Origin of the sequence: Salinicola salarius, from assembly GCF_002179555.1 — a bacterium.
GTDB lineage: Bacteria > Pseudomonadota > Gammaproteobacteria > Pseudomonadales > Halomonadaceae > Salinicola > Salinicola salarius_A.
In genome coordinates, this window is the sequence record NZ_NHOU01000012.1 from 17147 (window position 1) to 39258 (window position 22112).

At 64.4% G+C, this 22112-nt stretch carries 16 protein-coding genes; 9 read left to right on the forward strand and 7 right to left on the reverse strand.

The genetic code is table 11. The features are described 5' to 3' along the window. Window positions 1–68 precede the first annotated feature (68 nt). The 3 genes from lpdA (at window position 69) to sucD (ending at window position 3679) form a co-directional block, all read left to right on the forward strand. Entirely contained in the window at window positions 69–1520 is a 1452-nt protein-coding gene (gene lpdA / locus CCD76_RS10805; protein WP_087719534.1) for a dihydrolipoyl dehydrogenase, read from the forward strand. A gap of 120 nt (window positions 1521–1640) precedes the next feature. Next, the gene (sucC, locus tag CCD76_RS10810) at window positions 1641–2807 is read left to right on the forward strand and encodes an ADP-forming succinate--CoA ligase subunit beta (protein ID WP_071233214.1); all 1167 of its coding nucleotides are present in this window, start codon (window positions 1641–1643) and stop codon (window positions 2805–2807) included. Next, window positions 2807–3679 carry a succinate--CoA ligase subunit alpha gene (sucD, locus tag CCD76_RS10815; RefSeq protein WP_087719535.1) on the forward strand — a complete coding sequence of 291 codons (873 nt, stop codon included), beginning with the start codon at window positions 2807–2809 and terminating at the stop codon, window positions 3677–3679. Before sucC ends, sucD begins: the two co-directional genes overlap by 1 nt. 155 nt (window positions 3680–3834) lie before the next feature. Here the strand turns inward: sucD and CCD76_RS10820 are convergent, their stop codons facing one another. The 4 genes from CCD76_RS10820 to CCD76_RS10835 form a co-directional block, all read right to left on the reverse strand. Further along, window positions 3835–4842 carry a lysylphosphatidylglycerol synthase transmembrane domain-containing protein gene (locus tag CCD76_RS10820; RefSeq protein ID WP_087719536.1) on the reverse strand — a complete coding sequence of 336 codons (1008 nt, stop codon included), beginning with the start codon at window positions 4840–4842 and terminating at the stop codon, window positions 3835–3837. Beyond that, on the reverse strand, window positions 4839–5654 hold the full coding sequence (locus CCD76_RS10825) for a DUF2334 domain-containing protein (RefSeq protein ID WP_087719537.1): 816 nt from the start codon (window positions 5652–5654) through the stop codon (window positions 4839–4841). Before CCD76_RS10825 ends, CCD76_RS10820 begins: the two co-directional genes overlap by 4 nt. Further along, window positions 5647–6780, reverse strand: coding sequence for a glycosyltransferase family 4 protein (locus CCD76_RS10830; protein WP_087719538.1), 1134 nt, complete (start codon window positions 6778–6780; stop codon window positions 5647–5649). The genes CCD76_RS10825 and CCD76_RS10830 overlap by 8 nt, the downstream gene beginning before the upstream one ends. 174 nt (window positions 6781–6954) lie before the next feature. Beyond that, window positions 6955–8895, reverse strand: coding sequence for an exoribonuclease II (locus CCD76_RS10835; protein WP_087719539.1), 1941 nt, complete (start codon window positions 8893–8895; stop codon window positions 6955–6957). A 243-nt stretch (window positions 8896–9138) separates the two neighbouring features. Between CCD76_RS10835 and CCD76_RS10840 the strand changes: the two genes are divergently transcribed. From CCD76_RS10840 to CCD76_RS10865, 6 genes are all read left to right on the forward strand, one after another. Beyond that, the gene (locus tag CCD76_RS10840) at window positions 9139–9873 is read left to right on the forward strand and encodes a GntR family transcriptional regulator (RefSeq protein WP_087719540.1); all 735 of its coding nucleotides are present in this window, start codon (window positions 9139–9141) and stop codon (window positions 9871–9873) included. Between the two features lie 62 nt (window positions 9874–9935). Further along, window positions 9936–11096, forward strand: coding sequence for an N-acetylglucosamine-6-phosphate deacetylase (gene nagA, locus CCD76_RS10845; RefSeq protein ID WP_087719541.1), 1161 nt, complete (start codon window positions 9936–9938; stop codon window positions 11094–11096). Further along, window positions 11096–12115 carry an SIS domain-containing protein gene (locus tag CCD76_RS10850; RefSeq protein ID WP_087719542.1) on the forward strand — a complete coding sequence of 340 codons (1020 nt, stop codon included), beginning with the start codon at window positions 11096–11098 and terminating at the stop codon, window positions 12113–12115. Before nagA ends, CCD76_RS10850 begins: the two co-directional genes overlap by 1 nt. Window positions 12116–12222: 107 nt before the next feature. Then, window positions 12223–15006 carry a phosphoenolpyruvate--protein phosphotransferase gene (gene ptsP / locus CCD76_RS10855; RefSeq protein WP_087719543.1) on the forward strand — a complete coding sequence of 928 codons (2784 nt, stop codon included), beginning with the start codon at window positions 12223–12225 and terminating at the stop codon, window positions 15004–15006. Between the two features lie 10 nt (window positions 15007–15016). After that, complete coding sequence (nagE, locus tag CCD76_RS10860; protein ID WP_087719544.1) at window positions 15017–16699, forward strand: N-acetylglucosamine-specific PTS transporter subunit IIBC; 1683 nt, start codon at window positions 15017–15019, stop codon at window positions 16697–16699. Window positions 16700–16874: 175 nt separating this feature from the next. Next, on the forward strand, window positions 16875–17675 hold the full coding sequence (locus CCD76_RS10865; RefSeq protein ID WP_087719545.1) for a Cof-type HAD-IIB family hydrolase: 801 nt from the start codon (window positions 16875–16877) through the stop codon (window positions 17673–17675). Between the two features lie 60 nt (window positions 17676–17735). On the opposite strand, the gene CCD76_RS10870 is transcribed toward CCD76_RS10865, so the two are convergent. The 3 genes from CCD76_RS10870 to CCD76_RS10880 all read right to left on the reverse strand — a co-directional run bounded on the left by CCD76_RS10870 (window position 17736) and on the right by CCD76_RS10880 (window position 21932). After that, entirely contained in the window at window positions 17736–18770 is a 1035-nt protein-coding gene (locus CCD76_RS10870) for a YcjF family protein (protein ID WP_087719546.1), read from the reverse strand. Beyond that, window positions 18767–20158, reverse strand: a complete 1392-nt coding sequence (locus CCD76_RS10875) for a YcjX family protein (RefSeq protein ID WP_087719547.1) — start codon at window positions 20156–20158, stop codon at window positions 18767–18769. Before CCD76_RS10875 ends, CCD76_RS10870 begins: the two co-directional genes overlap by 4 nt. A 178-nt stretch (window positions 20159–20336) precedes the next feature. Beyond that, the gene (locus tag CCD76_RS10880; RefSeq protein ID WP_087719548.1) at window positions 20337–21932 is read right to left on the reverse strand and encodes a solute:sodium symporter family transporter; all 1596 of its coding nucleotides are present in this window, start codon (window positions 21930–21932) and stop codon (window positions 20337–20339) included. Between the last annotated feature and the right edge of the window lie 180 nt (window positions 21933–22112).

The window sequence follows — 22112 nt, forward strand, 5'->3', positions numbered from 1 at the left end:
AAACACCGGACTTTCGATTCGCCGGGTTCGCCCGGCGAATGGCAAACGAAGCGAACAGGAAATATCTCATGGCCGATAAATTCGATGTGATCGTCATTGGCGCGGGCCCTGGAGGCTACGTCGCCGCGATCCACGCCGCTCAGCTGGGTCTCAAGACGGCCTGCGTCGAGAAGTGGGTCAACAAGGAAGGCAAGACGGTCCACGGTGGTACCTGTTTGAACGTGGGTTGTATCCCCTCCAAGGCGTTGCTGGAGACCTCGCACAAGTTCGTCGAGACTCGCGACCATTACGCCGAGATCGGCATCAACGTCGGTGACATTTCCACCGACGTGAAGAAGATGCTGGAGTTCAAGAACAGCGTCATCGCCAAGAATACCGGCGGTATCAGCATGCTGTTCAAATCGAACGGCGTCACCGCGCTGGAAGGCACCGGCAAGCTGCTCGACGGGAAGAAGGTCGAAGTGACCGGCCACGACGGCAAGACCGAAACCTACGAGGCCGAGAATGTCATCATCGCCTCCGGTTCGGTGCCGGTGAACATTCCGCCGGCACCGATGACCGACGATGTCATCGTCGACTCAGCCGGTGCGCTGGAGTTCACCGAAGCACCCAAGCGTCTGGGTGTCATCGGCGCCGGTGTCATCGGCCTCGAACTGGGCAGCGTGTGGAATCGCCTGGGTAGTGAAGTCACCGTGCTCGAAGCGCTGGATACGTTCCTGCCGATGGTCGATCAGGCGATCGCCAAGGATGCCCAGAAGCTGTTCAAGAAGCAGGGTCTGGACATCAAGATGGGCGCGCGGGTGACCGGCTCCGAGATCAAGGGCAAGGGCAAGTCCCGCGAAGTCGTGGTCAAGTACACCGACAGCGAAGGCGAGCAGGAGCAGACCTTCGACAAGCTGATCGTCTGTGTCGGGCGCAAGCCTTACACCGAAAATCTGCTCGATGACGCTGCCGGTATCAAGCTCGACGAGCGTGGCTTCATCTTCGTCGATGACCAGTGCCGTACCAACGTCTCCGGCGTCTACGCCATCGGTGACGTGGTCCGTGGTCCGATGCTGGCCCACAAGGCGTCCGAAGAGGGCGTCATGGTGGCGGACATCATCGCCGGGCAGAAGCCGGAGATGAATTACGATGCCATCCCCAGCGTCATCTACACTGCCCCGGAAGTGGCATGGGTGGGTATCAACGAGCAGCAGGCCAAGGAGCAGGGTATCGAGGTCAAGACCGGTGCCTTCCCGTTCTCGGCCAGTGGTCGCGCGCTCGCCAACAACGCGCCGGAAGGCATGGTCAAGGTAATCGCCGATGCCGAAACCGACCGCGTGCTCGGTGTCCATATTCTGGGTCAGCACGCCGGCGAGTTGATCGCCCAGGGCGTGATCGCCATGGAATTCGGCTCCAGTGCCGAAGATCTGGCGCTGACCTGCTTCGCGCACCCGACCCTGTCGGAAGCCGTGCACGAGGCGGCGCTGGCCGTCGATGGACACGCCATTCACATGGCCAACCGCAAGAAGCGCAAGTAAGTCTTTCCTTTCGCGTTTCCTGCACTAGGTGCCATTCCCTGTCGGAATGGCACGGGGGCAACGAGCCGATGTCTCGGCTCGTTGCCATTCGAGTCACATGCAACCTAATGGCATGAATCGATGAACCTTCACGAGTATCAGGGCAAACAGCTGTTTGCCGATTACGGTCTTCCAGTGTCCAAGGGTTTCGCCGTCGACACGCCGGATGAAGCCGCACAGGCCTGCAAGAAAATCGGTGGCGACAAGTGGGTCGTCAAGGCACAGGTTCACGCGGGCGGCCGCGGCAAGGCTGGTGGCGTCAAGCTGGTCGATAGCCCGGAAGCCGCCAAGGCGTTCGCCGAGCAGTGGCTGGGCAAGAATCTGGTGACCTATCAGACCGACGAGAAAGGTCAGCCGGTTGCCAAGATCCTGGTCGAGAACTGCACCGATATCGCCAGCGAGCTGTATCTGGGCGCCGTCGTCGATCGCGCCACGCGTCGTGTCGTCTTCATGGCCTCCACCGAAGGCGGTGTCGAGATCGAGAAAGTCGCCGAGGAAACCCCCGAGAAGATCCTCAAGGCCGAAATCGATCCGCTGGTCGGCGCACAGCCGTATCAGGCGCGTGAACTGGCTTTCCAGCTGGGCCTGAACAAGGACCAGATCAAGCAGTTCACCAAGATCTTCCTGGGTCTCTCCAAGCTGTTCCACGACAAGGATCTGGCGCTGCTGGAGATCAACCCGCTGGTGATCACCGACGAAGGCAACCTCCACTGCCTCGACGCCAAGATCAACCTCGACGCCAACGCCCTGTATCGTCACCCCGACCTGCAGGCGATGCGTGATCCGTCGCAGGAAGACGAGCGCGAAGCGCATGCCCAGGAGTGGGAGCTCAACTACGTTGCGCTCGACGGTAACATCGGCTGCATGGTCAACGGCGCTGGCCTGGCCATGGGCACCATGGATATCGTCAACCTCAACGGCGGCAGCCCGGCCAACTTCCTCGACGTTGGCGGCGGCGCGACCAAGGAGCGTGTGGCGGAAGCGTTCAAGATCATCCTCTCCGATACCAACGTCAAGGCCGTGCTGGTCAACATCTTCGGCGGTATCGTGCGTTGCGACATGATCGCGGAAGGTATCATCGGTGCCGTCGAGCAGGTTGGCGTCAACGTGCCGGTCGTGGTGCGTCTGGAAGGTAACAACGCCGAGCTGGGTGCCGAGAAACTGGCGTCCAGCGGACTCAACATCATCGCTGCTACCAGCCTGACTGACGCGGCTCAGCAGGTCGTCAAAGCGGCGGAGGGCAAGTAATGAGTATCTTGATCGACAAGAACACCAAGGTCATCTGCCAGGGCTTCACTGGCGGCCAGGGGACCTTCCACTCCGAGCAGGCGATCGCCTACGGCACCAACATGGTGGGTGGCGTCACGCCGGGCAAGGGCGGCCAGGAGCATCTGGGCCTGCCGGTGTTCAACACCGTCAAGGAAGCGGTCGAGAAGACCGGTGCGGAAGCCTCCGTCATCTACGTGCCGGCCCCGTTCTGCAAGGATTCGATCCTCGAAGCCGCGAATGCCGGCATCAAGCTGATCGTCTGCATCACCGAAGGCATCCCGACGCTCGACATGCTGGACGTCAAGGTCAAGTGCGACGAGCTGGGCGTTCGCCTGATCGGCCCGAACTGCCCGGGCGTGATCACGCCGGGCGAGACCAAGATCGGCATCATGCCGGGTCACATCCACAAGCCGGGCCGCGTCGGTATCGTGTCGCGCTCCGGTACCCTGACCTATGAAGCGGTCAAGCAGACCACTGACCACGGCTTCGGTCAGTCCACCTGCGTGGGCATCGGCGGCGACCCGATCCCGGGCTCCAACTTCATCGACATCCTCGAGATGTTCGAGAAGGATCCGCAGACCGAAGCGATCGTCATGATCGGCGAGATCGGCGGCACCGCCGAAGAAGAAGCCGCGGCCTACATCAAGGCCAACGTCTCCAAGCCGGTAGTTTCCTACATTGCGGGCGTTACCGCGCCTCCGGGCAAGCGCATGGGTCACGCCGGTGCGATCATCTCCGGTGGTAAAGGCACTGCGGACGAAAAGTTCGCTGCGCTGGAAGACGCTGGCGTCAAGACCGTACGTTCGCTCGCCGAAATCGGTGATGCACTGAAGGCGGCTACTGGCTGGTAAGCCGTGAGCTGACCGCTCGAGACAATACGTCTCTGTCATCGCCCCGTCAGGCCTGCCTGACGGGGCGATTGCATTTGCGTGCTCCGTGAACTGCGTTATGCGATGTGTCGGTATCAGCGCTTGATGTATCGGTATCAGCGCTTGATATATCGGTATCAGCGCTTATCGGAGGCTTTGCGCTTGTTCATCATCCGCAGGAACGCCTTGCCGGCGGTGGCGATGAATATCGGAAATCCGGCCAGCAGATAGAAATAGTAGGTGACGAAACGCCAGATCAGTACGGCAGCAGCGGCACTCTGCGCGCCGATCAGTGGCGTCAGCAGCGCGGACGATGTCAGCTCGGCGCCGCCCGCGCCACCCGGCAGGAAGCTCAGCTGACCTGCGGCCATCGATACCATCTGGACCAGGAAAGTCCACGCCCAGTCGATATGCTGCCCCAGCCCCTGAACGACCAGATAGAGAATGCTGTAACGGATCAGCCAGTGCGCGCAGCAGAGCAGGAAGACGCCCAGCAGCAGCCAGCGCGGCAGACGCAGGGTTTCCATCAGGGAGTTGCGAAAGTGCAGCAACCGGCGGGCGAAGCCGAAGCGTGAGCGCCGCTTGACGTTGAGCCTGGCCAGCCAGCGACCGGTGACGTGCATGACGCGGGCGTAGTTGTTGAGCGTGAGCCACAGCAGCACCAATGCCGAGACCAGTAGCAAGGTGGGCAGCCCCACCAGCCAGCCGAGCTTGAGATCGACCGCCTCGATCAGTACATAAATGGCGACACCTACCAGGCCGGACAGGAAGAACAGCAGGTCGGTCAGTTGATCGACGGCGAAAATGGCGGAGGCCTGGGCCGGCCGAATGCCTCGTCGGGCCAGCAGGCCGAGCAGAGTCAGTGGCCCTCCGGTACCACCCGGTGTGGCGCAGATCGCAAACTCGGTGGCCATGACGATCGAAAAGGCGCGGGTCTGGGACAGCTTCCCGGCGCGACCCGCCAGCAACAACCTCAGACGTAGGGCGTTGAGATTCCAGCAGACGAAGATCATGCCCAGCATCATCAGCAGTTGCGAGGTAGGAAAGCCCCGCAGTTCGGTGACGATGCCGCGCCCACCGATCAGGATCGGTATCGCCAGCGCCGCCACCAGACCCAGCGCCAGTAGCCACAGGATACGCTTCATGCCGCGGGGCGATCCTTGTTCGCCCGATTGGCGAGATTGCCGGGGGCGAGGTCAGGAGCTTCATGGGCCAGCCAGTCCTGCTTGGTCACCGGCTGTCGTCCCTGTCGGAGCAGGTGTTCGACGAAATGCAGCCAGTAGTCGTACGAAGGGCGATGGCGCATGTCCACCGGATGCAGCGCCAGGCGTAACAGTTGGGCGTGCTGAAAGCGGCGATACTGAATGGCGCTGACCACTCTCGACATGCCGCGCCGCCACGCACTGCGCGCGCTCCATACGATGCTAGGCGCTTCCAGCGCGGAAAAGGCTGGCAGGCGATAGAGTCGTTGCGGGTCGCTGGTGTAGGTGAATGGCCGTTCCTGCAGCGCCTCGCGGGTGCCCTGGCTCATCAGCCAGGCCGGGGCCACGAAGCCGCCGTGAGGCCAGCCGCAGGCCTCGAATTGCGCCATGCCTTCGTCGAGCAGAGCGCCAGCGCGAGCGCGGTCCAGGGTGTAGAACTCACCTTCCCAGGTGTAGATCCGGCGCATATAGAAATCGCGCAGCGAGCGCGGCGCCGGGGCATCGTCCCGATGATAGTAGCCATGCAGTGTCAGCTCGTCGCCCAGCGCCAGACGGGTGTCGAGCACACGGCGCAGGGTGTCGCTGTCGCGACATTCGCCACGACCGTGGAAGTTGGGCACGACGAGCCAGGTGATGGGAATACGCCGGCCCAGGCGTTCACCGAGACGATCGATCGCCTCGACGAATCCACAATAGTCCGGCCAGGTTTCGGGGGCGATGTCGTGGAGCACCAGCGAAAAATGACGATCATCCATGCTGGGAACCCTGCTGGGCCTCTCCTGCGCCTTCGGTGGCACTGGTCAGCCGGCGGTAGTGGGAAAGCAGGCCGTCGATGACGATGTCCCAGTCGTGATTACGCTCCACGTATCGCCGGGCGCGACGACCGGCTTGCGCGGCATCGTGATTGGAAAACAGTTCCTTCACGGCGCGGGCCATGTCGGCCGGTATATGCGGCTCGCTCAATAATCCACAGCCCAGCGGCACGTTTTCGGCCAGCGCCCCCGCGCGTGCGGCGACCACGGGAATGCCGCTCGCCATCGCTTCCAGCGCGACCAGGCCGAACGTTTCCTGGGTACCGGCATGGACCAGCGCATCGCTCGATGCCAGCCAGCTCGCGACCTCTTCGGTCGGCGTGTAGCGGTCGATCACGCTGACATTGTCGGGGACGCGGCTAGGCATGCTCGGGCCGACCAGCAGCAAGTGATAGCCCTTGCCGAGCAGGCGCGCGGTTTCCAGCAGGTCGTGAAGGTTCTTCTCGCGAGAGCCGCGACCAACGAAGATCAGCAGTTTCGTATCGTCGTCGAGATCGAGCTGCTGACGCAGCGCCGGGTTCCGGCGACTGGGATGGAATGTCTCCAGGTCGACGCCCAGCGGCTGAATGGCGACCTGTTCGATGCCGAGACGGGTCAGTCGCTCCGCCATCACGCGGCTTGGCGCGAGTACCTGGTCGAACCGCCGGTAGAGCTGGTAGACATAGCGCTCCACCAGCTTGTCGATACCGCTGCCCATGCGATTGCTGATCAACCGCGGCAGGTCGGAATGATAGAAACCGACGACGGGGATATCGAGCTTGCGTCCGGCCCGCACCGCGGCCCAGCCGGTCACGTAGGGATCGCCGGCTTCGATGATATCCGGTGACAGACGAACGAGCTCACGCTCCCAGCCGCGACGGCGAAGCGGAAATCGATAACCCTGGCTGAACGGCAACGGCGGTGACGGAACTTCATGAATGCCGTTGTGAGTAAAGAGCTGGGATCCGGGTATCAGTAGACTGCAGGTAATGCCCGGTCGCTTGGCAAGGCGCCGATGCTTGGCATCGAGGTAAGTACGAACCCCGCCACTGGCGGGGGCATAGAACATCGTAACGTCGGCAATGTGCAACGAGCCGCTCCTCTAAAAGGCTTTCCCTGTCAGAACGTTCCTGTCGATAAAGCACATTCCGGAGAATGGCGATGACTACATTGCAGTATATCGGGTTACTGCCACAGGGCGTTCACACCATAGTGGTAGCTTGGCAGCGCCATAATATCCAGCGCTGCCAGGCCGTTACCACGCTCATTCGGTGGGAGTGGCCACCAGCGAGCGTGTTGCTTCACGCGCTTCGACCAGCTTGACGCGCAGGGTACCGCCGAGCGCATAGCGAGGCTCGCCAGCGACCTGGATGCGGCCTTCCTTGTCGTCGATCACGACCTGATTGCGGTCGCTGTGAATCAACGGTGCCGGCACGAAGGCGGTGGCACCGTTGGCGGTCAGGCGAACCCGCATGCCGCCTCGGCGGATGTCGATGATATCGGCATCGAATACATCGCCTTGCTCGATGGCGGTAGCCAGATAGCGCACGTAAAGCCAGTCTTTGACGTCGCGTTCGGCCATTCGGTTCAGTCGACGGCGCTCGGTCAATTGTTCGGTCAACTGCTGGCTGGCTTCCGCCGGGGCTGCCTCGGCCTTCAGTACCCGCTTGATCAAGCGGTGATTGACCATATCGCCGTACTTGCGGATCGGCGATGTCCAGGTCGCGTAGGCGGAAAGCCCCAGGCCAAAATGCGGTCCCGGTCGTGCCGACATGTTGGTGTAGCCCTGGAAGCGCCGCAGGCGCGCGTCCAGCCAGGCGTCTTCTCGCAGGTCCAGCGCCCGGCGCAACTCGCGATAGCGGGGGAGCTCGGCGAGCTGCTCGCGCTCTACCGGGATCTCCTGGGCGGTCAGGAACTCCAGCGCCTGATCGATCTTTTCCGGTTCGAAAGCGTGGTGCACGTTGAAGATGCCGTGTCCCACTTCCTTGGCCAGCAGATCGGCGCAGCAGGCATTGGCGACGATCATCGCCTCCTCGATCATGCGCTGGGCAATGCGGCGCTCCTCGACGCGGATGCCCAGCACGTTGCCGGCATCGTCGAGGTCGAACACGTAGTCGGGACGATCCTTGAACACCAGCGTGTTGGCTTCGCGCCAGGCGGCACGAGCGCGAGAGAGCTCGGCCAGTGCCTTGAGCTGCTCGGCGATCGCTGCTGCCGGCGCCTCGGTGCCTGCCTTGTCTTCCAGCCAGTCGGAGACGTTGTCGTAGACCAGGCGAGCCTGGGAGCGGATCGTCGCGGCGAAGAAGCGGTACTCGCCCAGGGTGCCATCGCGACCGACCTGTAGCCGGCAGGCCAGTACCGGCCGCTCTACGTCCGGCTTCAGCGAGCACAGGTCATCGGCCAGCGCTTCCGGCAGCATGGTGATGTTCTGACCCGGCAGGTAGACCGTGAAGGCGCGCGTGCGTGCTTCCTTGTCCGCGGCGTGAGACTCGTCCACGTAGGCCGTCGGGTCGGCGATCGCCACAGTCAGCGCCCAGCCGTCATCGGTGGTTTCGATACGCAGCGCATCGTCCATGTCGCGCGTCTTCTCGCCATCGATGGTGAAGAACGGCTCGGCGGTGAGGTCTTCGCGCGTCAACCCTTCGTCTTTCAGCGGCCAGGCATCGGCCGCCGGCGGGCACTCCTGCTCCAGGGCATGGCGTGCCAGAGTGACGCGCCACGGCACGGCCGGATCTTCGCTCTTGACCACCACCTCGTCGATCTGGGTGAAGAAGGCGCGATCGTCCGGGCGCAACGGATGACGAATCAGGCGCGCCACGACCCAGTCGCCATCGGCGATGTCGGACTCTTCCAGCGAACGCTTGAGACGGGCCTTGAGCGACAGATTGATCGAGGGGTGGTCCGGCACCACGGCCAGGCGGCCGTCGCGCTTCTGCACCCGTGCGACGAAGCGATCCAGCGACGCCTCGAGCAGCGTCTCGGGGTCGGCCTGCTTCTTGTCGCCGTTCTCCTTGACGATCGCTTCGATGCGGTCGCCGTGGAGAACCTGCTTCATGGCGGGTGGTGGAATGAAATAGGAGGTGCCGTCTTCGGCTTCGAGGAAACCGAAGCCTTTGTCTGTCGCCTTGATGGTGCCCTGAACGCGCGGCGTGTTGGCGCGAATATCTTGCTTCAGCTGGGCCAGAAGAGAGTTGTTCTGCAGCATCGGTTCGGATCGGTCGGTGGACGAGAGCGACACTATACGGATTCCGCGTGGGGCACGCCAATCATGCGGTGGTCGACGGCTGCTCGTGGCGGGCCGTCGTATGGCAGGGTGTGGCAGGCGGTGGCATTCGACCAATGTCGGCAGTAGCCGAACTGGCAGATTGGTATTCGACTGGTTATGTTGGTGGTATTGAAGTGGTATTAACTACGAGCTCCACCACAGCGACACCGGAACCGACCTGCCATGGAACCCACGCTTTCTCGGCTGAAACTGGACGCTGCCCAGTCGACCCCGCTCTATCGCCAGCTGGCCCAGCAACTGGTCGAGGCGATCGAAGCGGGCGACTGGGAGACTGGCGAGGCATTGCCCTCGGAGCGAGTGCTGGCGGAATCGCTCAACATCTCCCGCATCACGGCCAGAAAGGCGCTGGATCGCCTGGTGGCGCTGGGGCTGATTCAGCGGACCCACGGCTCGGGCACTTTCATCGCCCCGCGTCTGAATCAGTCGCTGACACGATTGACCAGCTTTACCGAACTGCTGGTTCAGCGCGGTCATCGCCCCAGCTCGCGCTGGTTGAGCCGGCGCCTGGGCACGCCAACGGCGGAGGAGAGCCTGCGCCTCGGGCTGAGCGCGGACCACCAGGTCTCGCGGCTCAAGCGGCTGCGACTGGCGGATGACGTGGTCGTCGCGGTCGAGGAGAGCTGTCTGCCGAGCCATGTCCTGTCGGATCCCGAGAGCGTGACCCATTCGCTCTATCGCCGTCTCGAAGACCTGGGCACGCCGATCGTACGGGCCCTGCAGCACGTGTCGGCGGTCAACGCCGATGCCGAGCTGGCGCAACTGGCCCAGGTGCCGCCATCCCAGGCGCTGCTGATGATGACCCGGCTCGGCTATCTCGCCGACGGCCGGCCCGGCGAACTGACGGTGACTTATTGTCGCACCGACTATTACGACTTCATGGTGGAACTCACCCAATGATGGCAGCCCAGGAAAATGAATGAAGGAAATGACCCAGTGAGAGCGTTCGAGCAGGAGAGGACATGCTTTACGGCAACATTCTGACCCCGGCAGGGTGGCGGCTCGGCACGCTCGACTGGCGTGACGGGCGAATCGTCACCCTCGAGGGGGAGGCGGTCGATCCGGACGCCAATGATCATCCCCGCCTGCTACCGGGATTCGTCGATCTGCATGTCCACGGCGGCGGCGGGGCGGACGCCATGGAAGGAGGCGATGCCGCCGCCACCATGGCACGTACCCATGTGCGCTTCGGGACCACCAGCCTGCTGGTCACCACCATGACCGCGCCGGTATCCGATATCCGTCAGGCGTTACGGGATATCGCTCGGCTGATCGACGAGTCGCCCGTTCAGGCCTCGCGACTGCTGGGCGTGCACCTCGAAGGGCCTTATCTCAACCCCGGCAAGCTGGGCGCCCAGCCGCCGTATGCCCACCCCGGCGTGATCGAGGAGGTCGAAGCCCTGATGGCGCTCGCCCCGATCCGGCTGCTGACGCTGGCACCGGAGCTGTCCGGCCATGCCGAGCTCATCCGCCTGCTACGCGAGCGCGGAGTGCGGGTGCAGATGGGGCACACCCTGGGCAGCTATGAAGAGGGCGTGGCCGGGCTGGCTCACGGCGCCCAGGGTTTCACTCATCTCTTCAATGCCATGACCGGGCTGCATCATCGCAAACCGGGAATGGTCGGCGCGGCGCTGGCGCATGCCGACTACGCCGAAATCATTCCCGATCTCCTGCACGTCCATCCCGGGGCGATTCTGACGGCCTTGCGCTGCATTCCTCACCTCTATGGCGTGACCGACTCCACCGCCGCGGCCGGCATGCCCGACGGCGAATATCGGCTCGGCGAGCAGCATGTCACCAAGTGCCTGGGCGGCGTGCGACTGGCCGATGGCACGTTGGCCGGCAGCACGCTGACCATGGATCAGGCGCTGCGCAATCTCCTCCAGATCGGCCTCGATCTGGACGACGCCTGTCGTCGGCTATCTCAGTATCCTGCCGATTTCCTCGGCGAGACCGACATCGGCCGGCTCGAGATCGGCTGCCGTGCCGATGTCGTGGTCATGAATGCTCGACTCGAGATCGATTCTGTCTATGTCGGGGGCGAGCTCGCTCACCAGGCATCGGCGACGTCACGAGAACAGACGACAACACGGGCGGCCGGCGCGCCGCGGGAGAGCCACTGATGTCACTGATGCTGGAAGAGGCGCAGAGCGCCCCGGAATGCCTGCGAGCCCAATGGCAGGCCAACGCCGATACGCTGGCCGAGTTCGGCCAGATTCTGCGCGAGGCGGACCTGCATGGCGCGCTGACGGTGGCGCGTGGCAGTTCCGACCATGCTGCTGCCTATTTCGGCTATCTCGGCATGAAGCATCTCGGGCTGCCAGTGGCGTCGGTGCCGCCCTCGCTGACGACCGTTGCCAATGCGCCATGGCGTGTCCAGGGGCAATTGGCGGTGGCCATTTCGCAGTCCGGCGCCAGCCCGGACCTGGTCGCGACGCAGAAGGCGCTGGCCGCCGGCGGGGCGCGCAGCCTGGCGCTGGTCAACACGCCCGACTCCCCGCTGGGGCACGCTTCCGAGCGTGAAATCGCCCTGCATGCGGGAGTCGAGAAGAGTGTCGCGGCAACCAAGAGTTATCTCGCCACGCTTGCCGCCTGCGCGCATCTGGTCGGCGCCTGGGGCGGTGACGAGGCGCTGCTGTCGGCGCTGGAAGCGCTGCCGTCGAGACTCGAATCGGCAGCACGACAGGACTGGCAGCCGGCGATAGATGCGCTGGTCGACGTCGACAGGCTGCTGGTGATCGGTCGCGGCGTGGGGCTCGCCATCGCTCAGGAAGCCGCGCTCAAGTTCAAGGAGACCTGTGCCATCCAGGCCGAACCGTTCAGTGCCGCCGAGGTTCGCCATGGGCCGATGGCGCTGATCGGGCCGGGCTATCCGGTGCTGGTCTTCGCGCCGCCGGGGCCGGACCAACCCGGCCTACTGGAGTTGGTGAAATGGCTGGAGAGCATCGACGCTAAGGTGCTGCTGGCGGCCGACGACAGTGTCGCCGAGCGTCATCTGCCGTTGATCGATGCCGGTCATGACGATCTGCAGCCGCTATCGGTGATCCAGAGCTTCTACGTGATGGCCGCGAAGCTGGCGGTGGCACGCGGTGGCGACCCGGATCAGCCGCGCCACCTGCAGAAGGTGACGCGCACGCTCTGAATCGCCAGCGGTTCGCTGGTCTCGGCTAGCCACTCGATACCGGGCGTTCGGCGCGTGCCGGATTGAAACAGGATCGAAATCGAAACAACAACAAGTCGGGAGTCTTCATGTCATCCACGTTACGGTTTCTCAGTGCCCCGATGCGCGGGGTCGTGGTCCCGCTGTCGGAAGTGCCCGACCCGGTCTTTGGCGAAGGCGTCATGGGGCCGGGTATCGCGATCGACCCGCTGGGGGAAACGTTGCACGCCCCCTGCAACGGCGAGGTCATCCAGTGCGCCCGGACCGCCCATGCGATCACGCTGCGAGACGATGGCAACCACGAATGGCTGCTGCACATCGGGCTCGATACCGTCGATCTGGGTGGCGAGGGGTTCGAGCTGCTGGTCTCGGCCGGCGAGCACGTCTCGGCCGGTGATCCGCTGTGCCGGTTCGACGCCGACCGGCTGGCGCAGCGCGCCACGGCGCTGGTCAGCCCCATCGTGCTGACCAACGGCGCCGAGATCCAGCTGGAAACGCTGGTCACGCCGGGAACGGTCGTCGAGATGGGCGAAGCGCTTCTCCGCTGGCAGGTAGCCGTCGAGGCAGCAAGCGCAGGTCACGACGACTCCGGACGCGAGGAAACCGCGCATGGCGAGGCAACGATCGCTTCGGCCAGCGGGTTGCATGCTCGTCCGGCGGCGCGGCTGCGAGCCATCGCCCAGGCGCATGCGGTCGAACTGACGCTGACGCGGGCTGGCGATGGCAGCGTCGGCGAACCCCCTGAGGACGAAACCGGCGCCAGCGCTGCCAGCCTGAGCGCTCTGCTCAACCTGGGGCTGGCTCGGGGGGATCGGGTGCGGATCATGGCGCGAGGGGCGAGCGCGCAGGCCGCTGTCGAGGCGGCGGTGGCGTTGCTCGAAGCGCCTGAAGCCGCTGATGATGGCGGCCAGAACGAGCCGCCTCAGACGCAGCCCGGCCGGCAGCAACGAGCATCGCCGGCAGCCGCCATCGAGTCCCCGGCTGGCGTTCTGACCGGTTTGGCCGCAAGCGCTGGTCTGGTGGTGGGGCCGCTGGTTCGCTACGCGGTCGCGCTACCGCATGTGCCTGACAAAGGGGAGGATCCCGAGCGGGAGCGCCAGGCGCTGTCGCAGGCCGTGGCCGATGCCGACGCCTCGCTGGCCCAGGCGATGGAAGACGCCCGGGCGCAGGGCCGAGAAGACGAGACGGAAATCTTCGAAGCCCACCGCGCCTGGCTGGACGATCCCGATCTGCGCGCAGCGGCCGAGGCGGAAATCGCCAGCGGGCACAGCGCCGGGCGGGCCTGGTTCCTGGCGCTGGAGCGCGAGATTGAACGCTTGCAGGCCGGCGACAGTCCCTTGCTGGCGGCGCGGGCCGACGATCTGCGTGATCTGCAGCGCCGGGTCATGCAGCCTCTCGCGGCCGAGGCGGCGACAACCGTTTCGGGGATCGACGGCGCGATTCTGGCGGCGCGAGAGCTCACGCCCTCGCAGTTCGTCGAGGTGGCGGATCGGATAGCCGGCCTGTGTCTGGCAGCCGGCGGCCTGACCTCCCACGTCTCGATCCTGGCGCGAGCGCGAGGCCTGCCATGCCTGGTGGCGATGGGCGAGGCGCTGCTGGAGGCGGACAGCGACAAGGCCTGCCTGGATGTCCGTCGCGATGGTCATCATGGCGTACTCGAGCTCGCGCCCGATGAAAGCCGCCTGGCGGCGGTCGACGCCGAACTGGCCGGTCAGCGGCGGCAGGCGGCAGCGGAGCGGGCGGCTGCTTTCGACCCGGTATCGACCCGAGACGGGCGGCACCTTCATGTCGCGGCGAATATCGCCTCTCCCATGGAGGCGCGGGAGGCTGCCGGGGCGGGCGCCGGTGGCGTCGGGCTGATGCGCAGCGAATTCCTGTTTCTGGAGCGGCAGACCGCACCGACGCTGGCCGAACAACAGGCCGAGTACCGCGCCGCCGTCGAGGCGATGGATGGCAAACCAGTCGTCATACGGTTGCTGGATATCGGCGCCGACAAGCAGCTTCCCTATCTCCAGCTATCGGCAACGCCCAACCCGGCGCTGGGTGAGCGGGGTGTCAGACTCTGGCAGACACATCCCGATCTCTTCGAGACACAGCTCGACGCGCTGCTCGAAGCGGGTCGCGGTCTGCCGCTTTGTGAAGACGGGCTGCCGTCACTGCGGCTGATGGTGCCGATGGTGGCCGATGTCGGCGAATTGCGCTGGGTGCGGGAGCGGCTCGTATCACGGGCGGCGGCGCTGGGCATCGAGCGGCTGCTGGCGCTGGGGGCGATGATCGAGGTGCCGAGCGCGGCGCTATGTGCGGCCAGTCTGGCTCACGAAGCCGATTTTCTCTCCATCGGCACCAACGACCTGACCCAGTACGCCCTGGCCATGGATCGCGAAGTGGCGTCGCTGGCGCTGCGCAACGATGTGCTCCATCCCGGAGTGCTGCGGCTCATCACGCTGTGTCTCGAAGGGGTGGCGGGCCAATGCCCGGTCGCTGTCTGCGGCGCGGCGGCGGGGGATCCGCTGGCGGGAGTCCTGCTCGCGGCGATGGGCGTCGACGAGCTCTCCGTCGAACCCGGCCGTATCGCCGCGGTCAAGGCCGCACTGCGTCGGCTGGACGCCGCTGCCCTGGCCAGCCGGCTCCCCTCGCTGTTGGCGCTGGAAGATGGCGCTGCGGTGAGACAGGCGCTGGGCGATCTGCCGAAAGCGGTTTTCGGTTCGGACGATGACGTGCCAGACGCTGGTGCCCAGGGTGTCGACGGCGTGTCCTCGAGCGACGGCGAGGCCAGGTCCGGCATCGGCAACGCGACAGCAAGAGATAACGCGACACGAGATAACGCGACACGAGATAACGCGACACGAGATAACGCGACAACAAGAGATTGAGGAGCGCGTCATGACCACGACCTTCGGTTCCCGGCTCATGGCCGGTCTGCAGAAACTCGGGCGCTCGCTGATGCTGCCCATCGCGGTATTGCCGGTGGCGGGCCTGCTGCTGCGCCTGGGCCAGCCCGATCTGCTCGATATCGCCTTCATCGCCAATGCCGGCAATGCGATCTTTTCCAACCTGGCGTTGATCTTCGCCATCGGCGTGGCGGTCGGTTTTGCCGACGACGACAACGGTGCCGCCGGACTGGCGGGGGTGATCGGCTACCTGGTACTCAACGCGGTACTGGAAACGCTGAATCCCGACATCAACATGGGGGTGCTTGCGGGGATCATCATCGGCAGTGTGGCCGGGTTGCTCTACAACCGTTACAAGGCGATCAAGCTGCCGGACTACCTGGCGTTCTTCGGCGGGCGGCGCTTCATTCCCATCGTCACCGGGCTTTCGGCGGTGGTGCTCGGCGGCATCTTCGGCTTGATCTGGCCGCCGGTCCAGCAGGGCATCGATCAACTGGGGCAGTGGCTGATCGACGCCGGCGATCTGGGGCTGTTCGTCTACGGCGTGCTCAACCGCATCCTGATCGTCACCGGCCTGCATCACGTGCTCAACAGCTTCGTGTGGTTCGTGTTCGGCAGCTTCGACGGCGCCACCGGCGATCTCAATCGCTTCTTTGCCGGTGACCCGAGTGCGGGGAGCTTCATGGCGGGCTTCTTCCCGGTGATGATGTTCGGCCTGCCCGCGGCCGCGCTGGCGATGTATCACGCTGCGCCCAAGTCTCGTCGCGCCCAGGTCGGCGGCTTGTTGCTGTCGCTGGCGCTGACTGCCTTTCTGACCGGAGTCACCGAGCCGATCGAGTTCTCGTTCATGTTCCTGGCGCCCGCACTGTATGCGATGCATGCGGTTCTCACCGGCATCTCGATGGCGCTGATGAACATGCTCGACGTCAAGCTGGGTTTCACCTTCTCGGCCGGGGCCTTCGACTATGCGCTCTCCTACGGTTTGTCGACCAACGGCTGGATGATGGTTCCGGTGGGGCTTTGCTACTTCGTGCTCTACTACGGCATCTTCCGCTGGGCCATCGTGCGCTTCGACCTGCCTACGCCGGGCCGCGAGCCGGAAACGGCAGAGGCTGCCGGCGCTCCGGTCGAGGCCGGCGAACGGGGCCCGGCGTTCGTGCGCGCCTTGGGCGGCGCGGCCAATCTCACCAGCGTGGGAGCCTGTACCACACGCCTACGACTGGTACTGGTCGATGACAAGGCCATCGACGAGCCGGCGCTCAAGCAGCTTGGTGCGCGTGGCGTGCTGCATCTGCGCGGTGGTGGCCTTCAGGTGATCCTGGGGCCGATCGCCGATGGCATCGCCGACGAAATCCGCGCGGCGATGCGGGATCAAGGCAAGACGCCGGATGTACCGGCGGCGATGGAGAGCGACACGGCACTGGACGATGCCGTGCTGGATTCGGCTTCGCGACAAGCGTGGCTGGCGGCGCTGGGTGGTGCGGAGAATATTCGCCTCGTCGCGGCCGTGGCAACGACCCGGTTGCGGGTGGAGCTAGGGGACCGTGATCGTATCGATGAGTCTGCGCTCCTGGCGCTGGGGGCTGCCGGTATCCAGGAAATTGGTCACGGCGTTCTGCATCTGGTGATGGGGCGGCAGGCCGGCGCGGTGGCCAATAGTCTCGAGACCAGATGACAGACCGGAGTTGAGGGCTGCGATTCTGGGAGAGTGTAGAGAGTGGGATAGCGTACGGTGGCCAGTGGGAAATTGACGCCCGCTGGCCGGCCGCCGACACTGAACGCCCCGAGTTTGAAAACCGTGGCTGACACTGGCCGCCGAAGTTCGACGCTATCGACCCAAGGAAGACTCCATGGCCCAGCATCTGATCGCCAGCGATCTCGATAACACTCTGTTGAATGCCGAGCATCGCGTCGACGCCTTGACGCGAGACACCTTGCGGACATTGTCGGCGCAGGGCCATGTGATTGCGCTGGCCTCCGGGCGGCACTATCACGATATCGCGGCGATCCGACGACAGCTGGAGATCCCGACCTGGATCATCAGCAGCAACGGCGCCCACGTTCACGATGCCGACGATCGGCTCGTCAACGAAACGCTGGTGCCGATCGAGCTGGTTCAGGCACTGGTGGCGCTGCCACGTCCGGAGACGGTGCGGCTCAATCTCTACACCCACGACCGTTGGCTGATCGACGCCGAGGCGCCGGAACTGTTGCCGCTTCATGCGATGACGGGATTCACCTACCAGGTCGATGACATGCGCGACCTGGCGGATGAACACGTCGGCAAGGTGCTCTATATTGGCGAGCCGGCATTGCTCGAGCCGCTGGAGCACACCCTGCGGGAGGAGTATGGGGAGGCGTTGCATATCACCTATTCGGCGGCCAATTCGCTGGAGGTCATGCATCGGGGCGTGAACAAGGCGACCGCGCTGAGCCGCGCGATCAAGGCGCTCGATCTTCCCATCGAGCGGGCGCTGGCGTTCGGCGACAACTTCAATGACGTCGAAATGCTGACGCTGGTGGGCAATGCCTATGTCGTTTCCAACGCCCATCCCGAGGTCATCGACCAACTGCCACGGGCCAAGAGGATTGGCGCGCATCACGAGTCGGCGGTGGCCCACACGCTGCGAGCGTTCTTTTCGCTCGATTGATGTCACGGTGTCGCTTCACGTGCTCTCGATCGACTCGGCGGCGGATTTCCGTTCGCCGAGTCAACCCTTCTCCGCAGTATCATCCAGCCGCCGCAGTTGCTGCCACACTTCACGCCGCAGGTCGGCGAGGCGCGGCTGTTCGCCAGGCTCGAAGGCGATCGGCCGGGTAGTTCGCATGGCGCGCAGGCCCAGACGTGCCGTCAGCAACCCGGCACCCAGGCCCTGACCGGCGCGACTCGATAGCTTGGCCGCCAGATTCATCGACAGCAGATCCATGCCGGCGTCGGTGACCATCTCGCTGGCACCGGCGAAGGCCATGTTGCGCAGCACTTCCCTGAACAGTTTGAGACGGCTGGCGTAGCCGAGCTGCAGTCCATAGAGCGCGGCGATGCGATCGAGCATGGCAATGTTGCGCCAGGCCATCAGCGACATGTCCACCAGGGTCAACGGGCTGACGGCGACCATGACGGCGGTTTCTCCCGACATTCGCGTCACCAGCCGTCGTGCCGCCCGGTCGCGCGGCGCGAGGATATGGTGCGCGATCAGTTCGCGGGTCTCGTGCGCCGTATGGTGCGCCTGGTGGGCGCGCAGGAAGGACTGCCAGTGCGGATGATCCCGGGAGAGCCCCATTTGGCTACGAAGTTCGTCGGCCAGTGTGGCCGGGTCCGTGCGGGCGTTGTCGGTGTCGTCGATCCATTCGTCGTCCAACTGCTGCCGCAGGCGTGCGTGGCGGCGCAACTGGCGCAGCCGCCACACCTCGCCAGCGAGCGCCTTGGCAGCCAGCCCGACGGCAAGCAGGCCGAGCATGCTCCAGGCGCCCGACAGCCAGTCGCCGCCGAGCGCCGAGGTATAGAGCGACTGTGCGGCCTCGATCGTGCCGAGCGCGAGCGTGCCGCCGAAGATGGCCAACAGTCCCCAGCGGCGCTTGCGCGGCGGTTCGATGGCGGCATCGAGCGCGGGCGAGTCGTCGTCCGCGGAGTAGGGATCGCTGGCCTGCGTGGGGGCGTAGACTTGCGCGCCGTTCAACGAGACGTCGTCGGCAGGCGTCGGCGGTTCATCGAACGTGAAGCGCTGCCCGGGGCGGGGATCGCTCATCGCAGTTTATCTCCCATCAGCCATTCCAGGGCCGCGTCCATGCGAATATGGGGTAGTGCGGCTGGCGTGAACGGTGGCGGCCGGAAGGCCGTGAAGGCAAAGCCTTGGCGCTGCCAGAATTCAGGCTCGGGGAGCCGGGTCGGGACGTCGCCGGGATAGACCAGCAGCGGCTCGCCGTCGAGGCCATGCCCCCGCAGCGCCGGTTGACGTCTGCCGTCGCTTTCGACTTCACGGGTCTCGGTAGCCTGGATCGAAGCCAGCGAGAAAGCCCGAACCGGGACGTCGGCGTAGCGTAGATCCTTGATCGGTTCGGCCAGCAGCGATTCGAGCAGCGTGACCAGGTTGGCATGCTGGTCCGGCGTGACGTGGTCCGCTTTGGTGGCGGCGATGGCGAGCCGGTCGATACGCGGCGAGAACAGCCGGTTCAGCAGGCTGCGTTTGCCGTAGTCGAAACTTCGCATCAAGGTCATGAGCGCACGCGACAGATCCTCGAAGCGTTCGGAGCCGGCGTTGAGCGCGCCGAGCACGTCGACCAGTACGATCTGGCGGTCGAAGCGGCGGAAGTGCTCACGATAGAAAGGCTTGACCACGTGCTGCTGGTAGAAGCGAAATCGCTTTTTCAGCGTCTGGTAAAGGCTGGAGGCGGGCAGGGCTTCCAGCGTCTGACGATCCTTCTCGGTGACGCCCGGCAGCGGGAAGAACTGCAGCACCGGCGCGCCCTGCAGATCGCCGGGCAGCAGGAAGCGGCCCGGCTGCAGATGAGAAAAGCCGGCTTCCCGGGCCTGGCGCAACGAGGCGGCGTAATGCTCGGCGAGCTCGGCCAGGCGCGATTCATCCACCGTCTCGTCGGCGGTATGGGTCGCGACGGCGTCTTGCCAGGTCCTGGCGTAGCGCTGCCGCTCCGGGCCCATGCTTTCGAGCTGGGCCTGGCTCCAGCTGAGAAAGTCATGCTCGAGCAGCGGCAGGTCCAGCAGCCATTCGCCGGGATAGTCGATCAGGTCCAGCGTCAGCGTCGCCGTGTCACCCAGCAGCCCACGAGCGCGTCGTGTCTTGTAGCGCAGTTGCAGGCGCAGCTCGCTGATGCCACGAGTCGGCTCGGGCCAATGGGGCGGTGTCGACTTGAGGGAGGTCATCGCTTCGTCGTAGGGGAAGCGCGGGACCCCGAGATCGGGCTGAGAGACGCGCTGCGCACCCAGCAGGCGTTCTTCACGGGCGGATTTGAGCAGGTCGAGACGGGCATCGATACCCGCGTGACGCAGCTGGTTGACCAGCGAGGTCAAAAACGCCGTCTTGCCGGCGCGCGAAAGCCCGGTCACCGCCAGGCGCAACTGGCGATCCCGGCTGCGATCGATCAGGTTCTGAAATTCGTGGGTCAGTTGTCGGCGCATCGCTTCGTTTCCGAAGAAAACCATGCCTGCATGGTAAACGATATGAGCGGGTATGCGGGCGTGGCGGCGAGGCCGTGAAAGGATTTTGCCGTGAAAAGAGGCTGAAAAGACGACGCCCCGCGCGGTGGCGAGGCGTCGTCATCGTTGTTGCTGCTGTGCCGGGTATCTGTCGTCGCGATCAGCCGGCAAAGGCGAAGTAGATCGCGAAGACCAGGATCAGCAGTACGATGCCCACCGGCACGGCACCTTTCCAGGGCGTCAGGTCGACGGCCTTGACGTCTTCATGGACCCAGGCCTCGCGGCGCGGCGCGATCTTGCCGATCAACAGCATCACGACGATGAGCAGCACGAAGACGCCGGCGACGAAGTGATACTGGTTGGTGATCTCGAGGATGCCGTTGAACGGCGGCACGAAGTAGCCCGCAGCGATCAGCACGATCCCCCCGACCAGGCCAAAGATGGCGGCCGACTCCGGCACTCGCTTGGTCAGCAGGCCAACGATCACCACCGCGAGGATCGGAATGAAATAGATGGCATTCATGGTCTGCAGATAGTCGAACAGGCTGTCCTGGCCGGCCAGCAGCGGGGCGATGGCCATCGACGCGACGGCCATGATCCAGCCGAAGACCTTGCCGGAATTGACCACTTCCTGTTCGCTGGCATCCTTTTTGAATACCGACTTGTAGATACCCAGGCTGAAAAGAGTCGTGGTGCTGTTCAGCGCCGAGTTGAACGATGACAGGATGGCGCCGACCATGACGGCCGCGAAGAAGCCTGTCAGCCACGGCGGCAGCAGGTGGAAAACCAGATAGCCGTAGGCCTGGTCGCCGGCGATGCCTTCATCGGCATAAAGCTGATAGGCGATGATGCCCGGCAGCACCAGGTAGAGTGGCCCGAGCAGCTTGAGGAAGCCGGTCAGCAGCACGCCTTTCTGGCCCTCGGAAAGGCTCCTTGCCGCAAAGGTGCGCTGGATGATCTGCTGGTTGGTGGACCAGTAGAACAGGTTGATCAGGAAGACCCCGGTAAACAATGTCGGCCACGGAACCTGCTGATCCGGGCGTCCCAGCGAGTTGAGGCGATCGGGCTGGGCCTCCTGGATGGCCTGCCAGCCGGCAGCGATGCCGTTGCCGTCTCCTACGGCATCGAGACCGAGATAGACGATGACGAACCCGCCGACCAGCAGGCCGATGGCGTTGATGCTGTCGGAAACCGCGACCGTGCGCAGACCGCCGAACAGGGCATAGACAGCGCCGATGATGCCGACGCCCCAGACCGTCAGCCACAGTAGCGTCGTGCTGGAGTCGATGCCTGTCAGTACCGGCAAGTCCAGCATGCCCTGCAGGCCGACGGCGCCGGAGTAGAGGATGATTGGCAGCAGAATGACGGCGTAAGCGACCAGGAAGATGACGTTGCAGATCAATTGCGTCGTCGGGCCGAAGCGTTCCTGCAGCAATTGCGGGACGGTGGCGATACCGCTGCGCAAGAAGCGCGGCAGGAAGAATAGCGCCAGCAGCACCAGGGCGACGACGGCAACGACCTCCCATGCCATGACGCTCAGCCCGTCCGAGAAGGCCGAACCGTTCAACCCGACCATCTGCTCCGTCGAGAGGTTGGTCATCAGCAGGGAGCCGGCGATCAGCGGAAAACTGAGACTGCGTCCTGCGAGAAAGTAGCCGCGCGTGTTACTGAGATCGTCACGGTGAGTGATACGCCAGGTAATCAAGGCGACCAATCCCGTGAAGAACAGAAACGAGATTAAAGTCCACGCATGCATAGGGGGTATCCTTGTTGAATGCATCCCGGGGGGCGCGCCAACGTAATTAACGTTGAGTTGCGCCACGTTACCCTGCGAATTGTTGGTCAACTAGTCGTAAATCGCCATTCGCCATTTGTCTGACATAACCTGTCCAATGTGTAGATGTTTATTGAGCACCGACCCATGAGAGCAGGCGAC

Coding starts and splice junctions, on each gene's coding strand:
- lpdA (WP_087719534.1), top strand. CDS start 69: ATGGCCGATAAATTCGATGTGATCGTCATTGGCGCGGGCCCTGGAGGC.
- sucC (WP_071233214.1), top strand. CDS start 1,641: ATGAACCTTCACGAGTATCAGGGCAAACAGCTGTTTGCCGATTACGGT.
- sucD (WP_087719535.1), top strand. CDS start 2,807: ATGAGTATCTTGATCGACAAGAACACCAAGGTCATCTGCCAGGGCTTC.
- CCD76_RS10820 (WP_087719536.1), bottom strand. CDS start 4,842: ATGAAGCGTATCCTGTGGCTACTGGCGCTGGGTCTGGTGGCGGCGCTG.
- CCD76_RS10825 (WP_087719537.1), bottom strand. CDS start 5,654: ATGGATGATCGTCATTTTTCGCTGGTGCTCCACGACATCGCCCCCGAA.
- CCD76_RS10835 (WP_087719539.1), bottom strand. CDS start 8,895: ATGCTGCAGAACAACTCTCTTCTGGCCCAGCTGAAGCAAGATATTCGC.
- CCD76_RS10840 (WP_087719540.1), top strand. CDS start 9,139: ATGGAACCCACGCTTTCTCGGCTGAAACTGGACGCTGCCCAGTCGACC.
- nagA (WP_087719541.1), top strand. CDS start 9,936: ATGCTTTACGGCAACATTCTGACCCCGGCAGGGTGGCGGCTCGGCACG.
- CCD76_RS10850 (WP_087719542.1), top strand. CDS start 11,096: ATGTCACTGATGCTGGAAGAGGCGCAGAGCGCCCCGGAATGCCTGCGA.
- ptsP (WP_087719543.1), top strand. CDS start 12,223: ATGTCATCCACGTTACGGTTTCTCAGTGCCCCGATGCGCGGGGTCGTG.
- nagE (WP_087719544.1), top strand. CDS start 15,017: ATGACCACGACCTTCGGTTCCCGGCTCATGGCCGGTCTGCAGAAACTC.
- CCD76_RS10865 (WP_087719545.1), top strand. CDS start 16,875: ATGGCCCAGCATCTGATCGCCAGCGATCTCGATAACACTCTGTTGAAT.
- CCD76_RS10870 (WP_087719546.1), bottom strand. CDS start 18,770: ATGAGCGATCCCCGCCCCGGGCAGCGCTTCACGTTCGATGAACCGCCG.
- CCD76_RS10875 (WP_087719547.1), bottom strand. CDS start 20,158: ATGCGCCGACAACTGACCCACGAATTTCAGAACCTGATCGATCGCAGC.
- CCD76_RS10880 (WP_087719548.1), bottom strand. CDS start 21,932: ATGCATGCGTGGACTTTAATCTCGTTTCTGTTCTTCACGGGATTGGTC.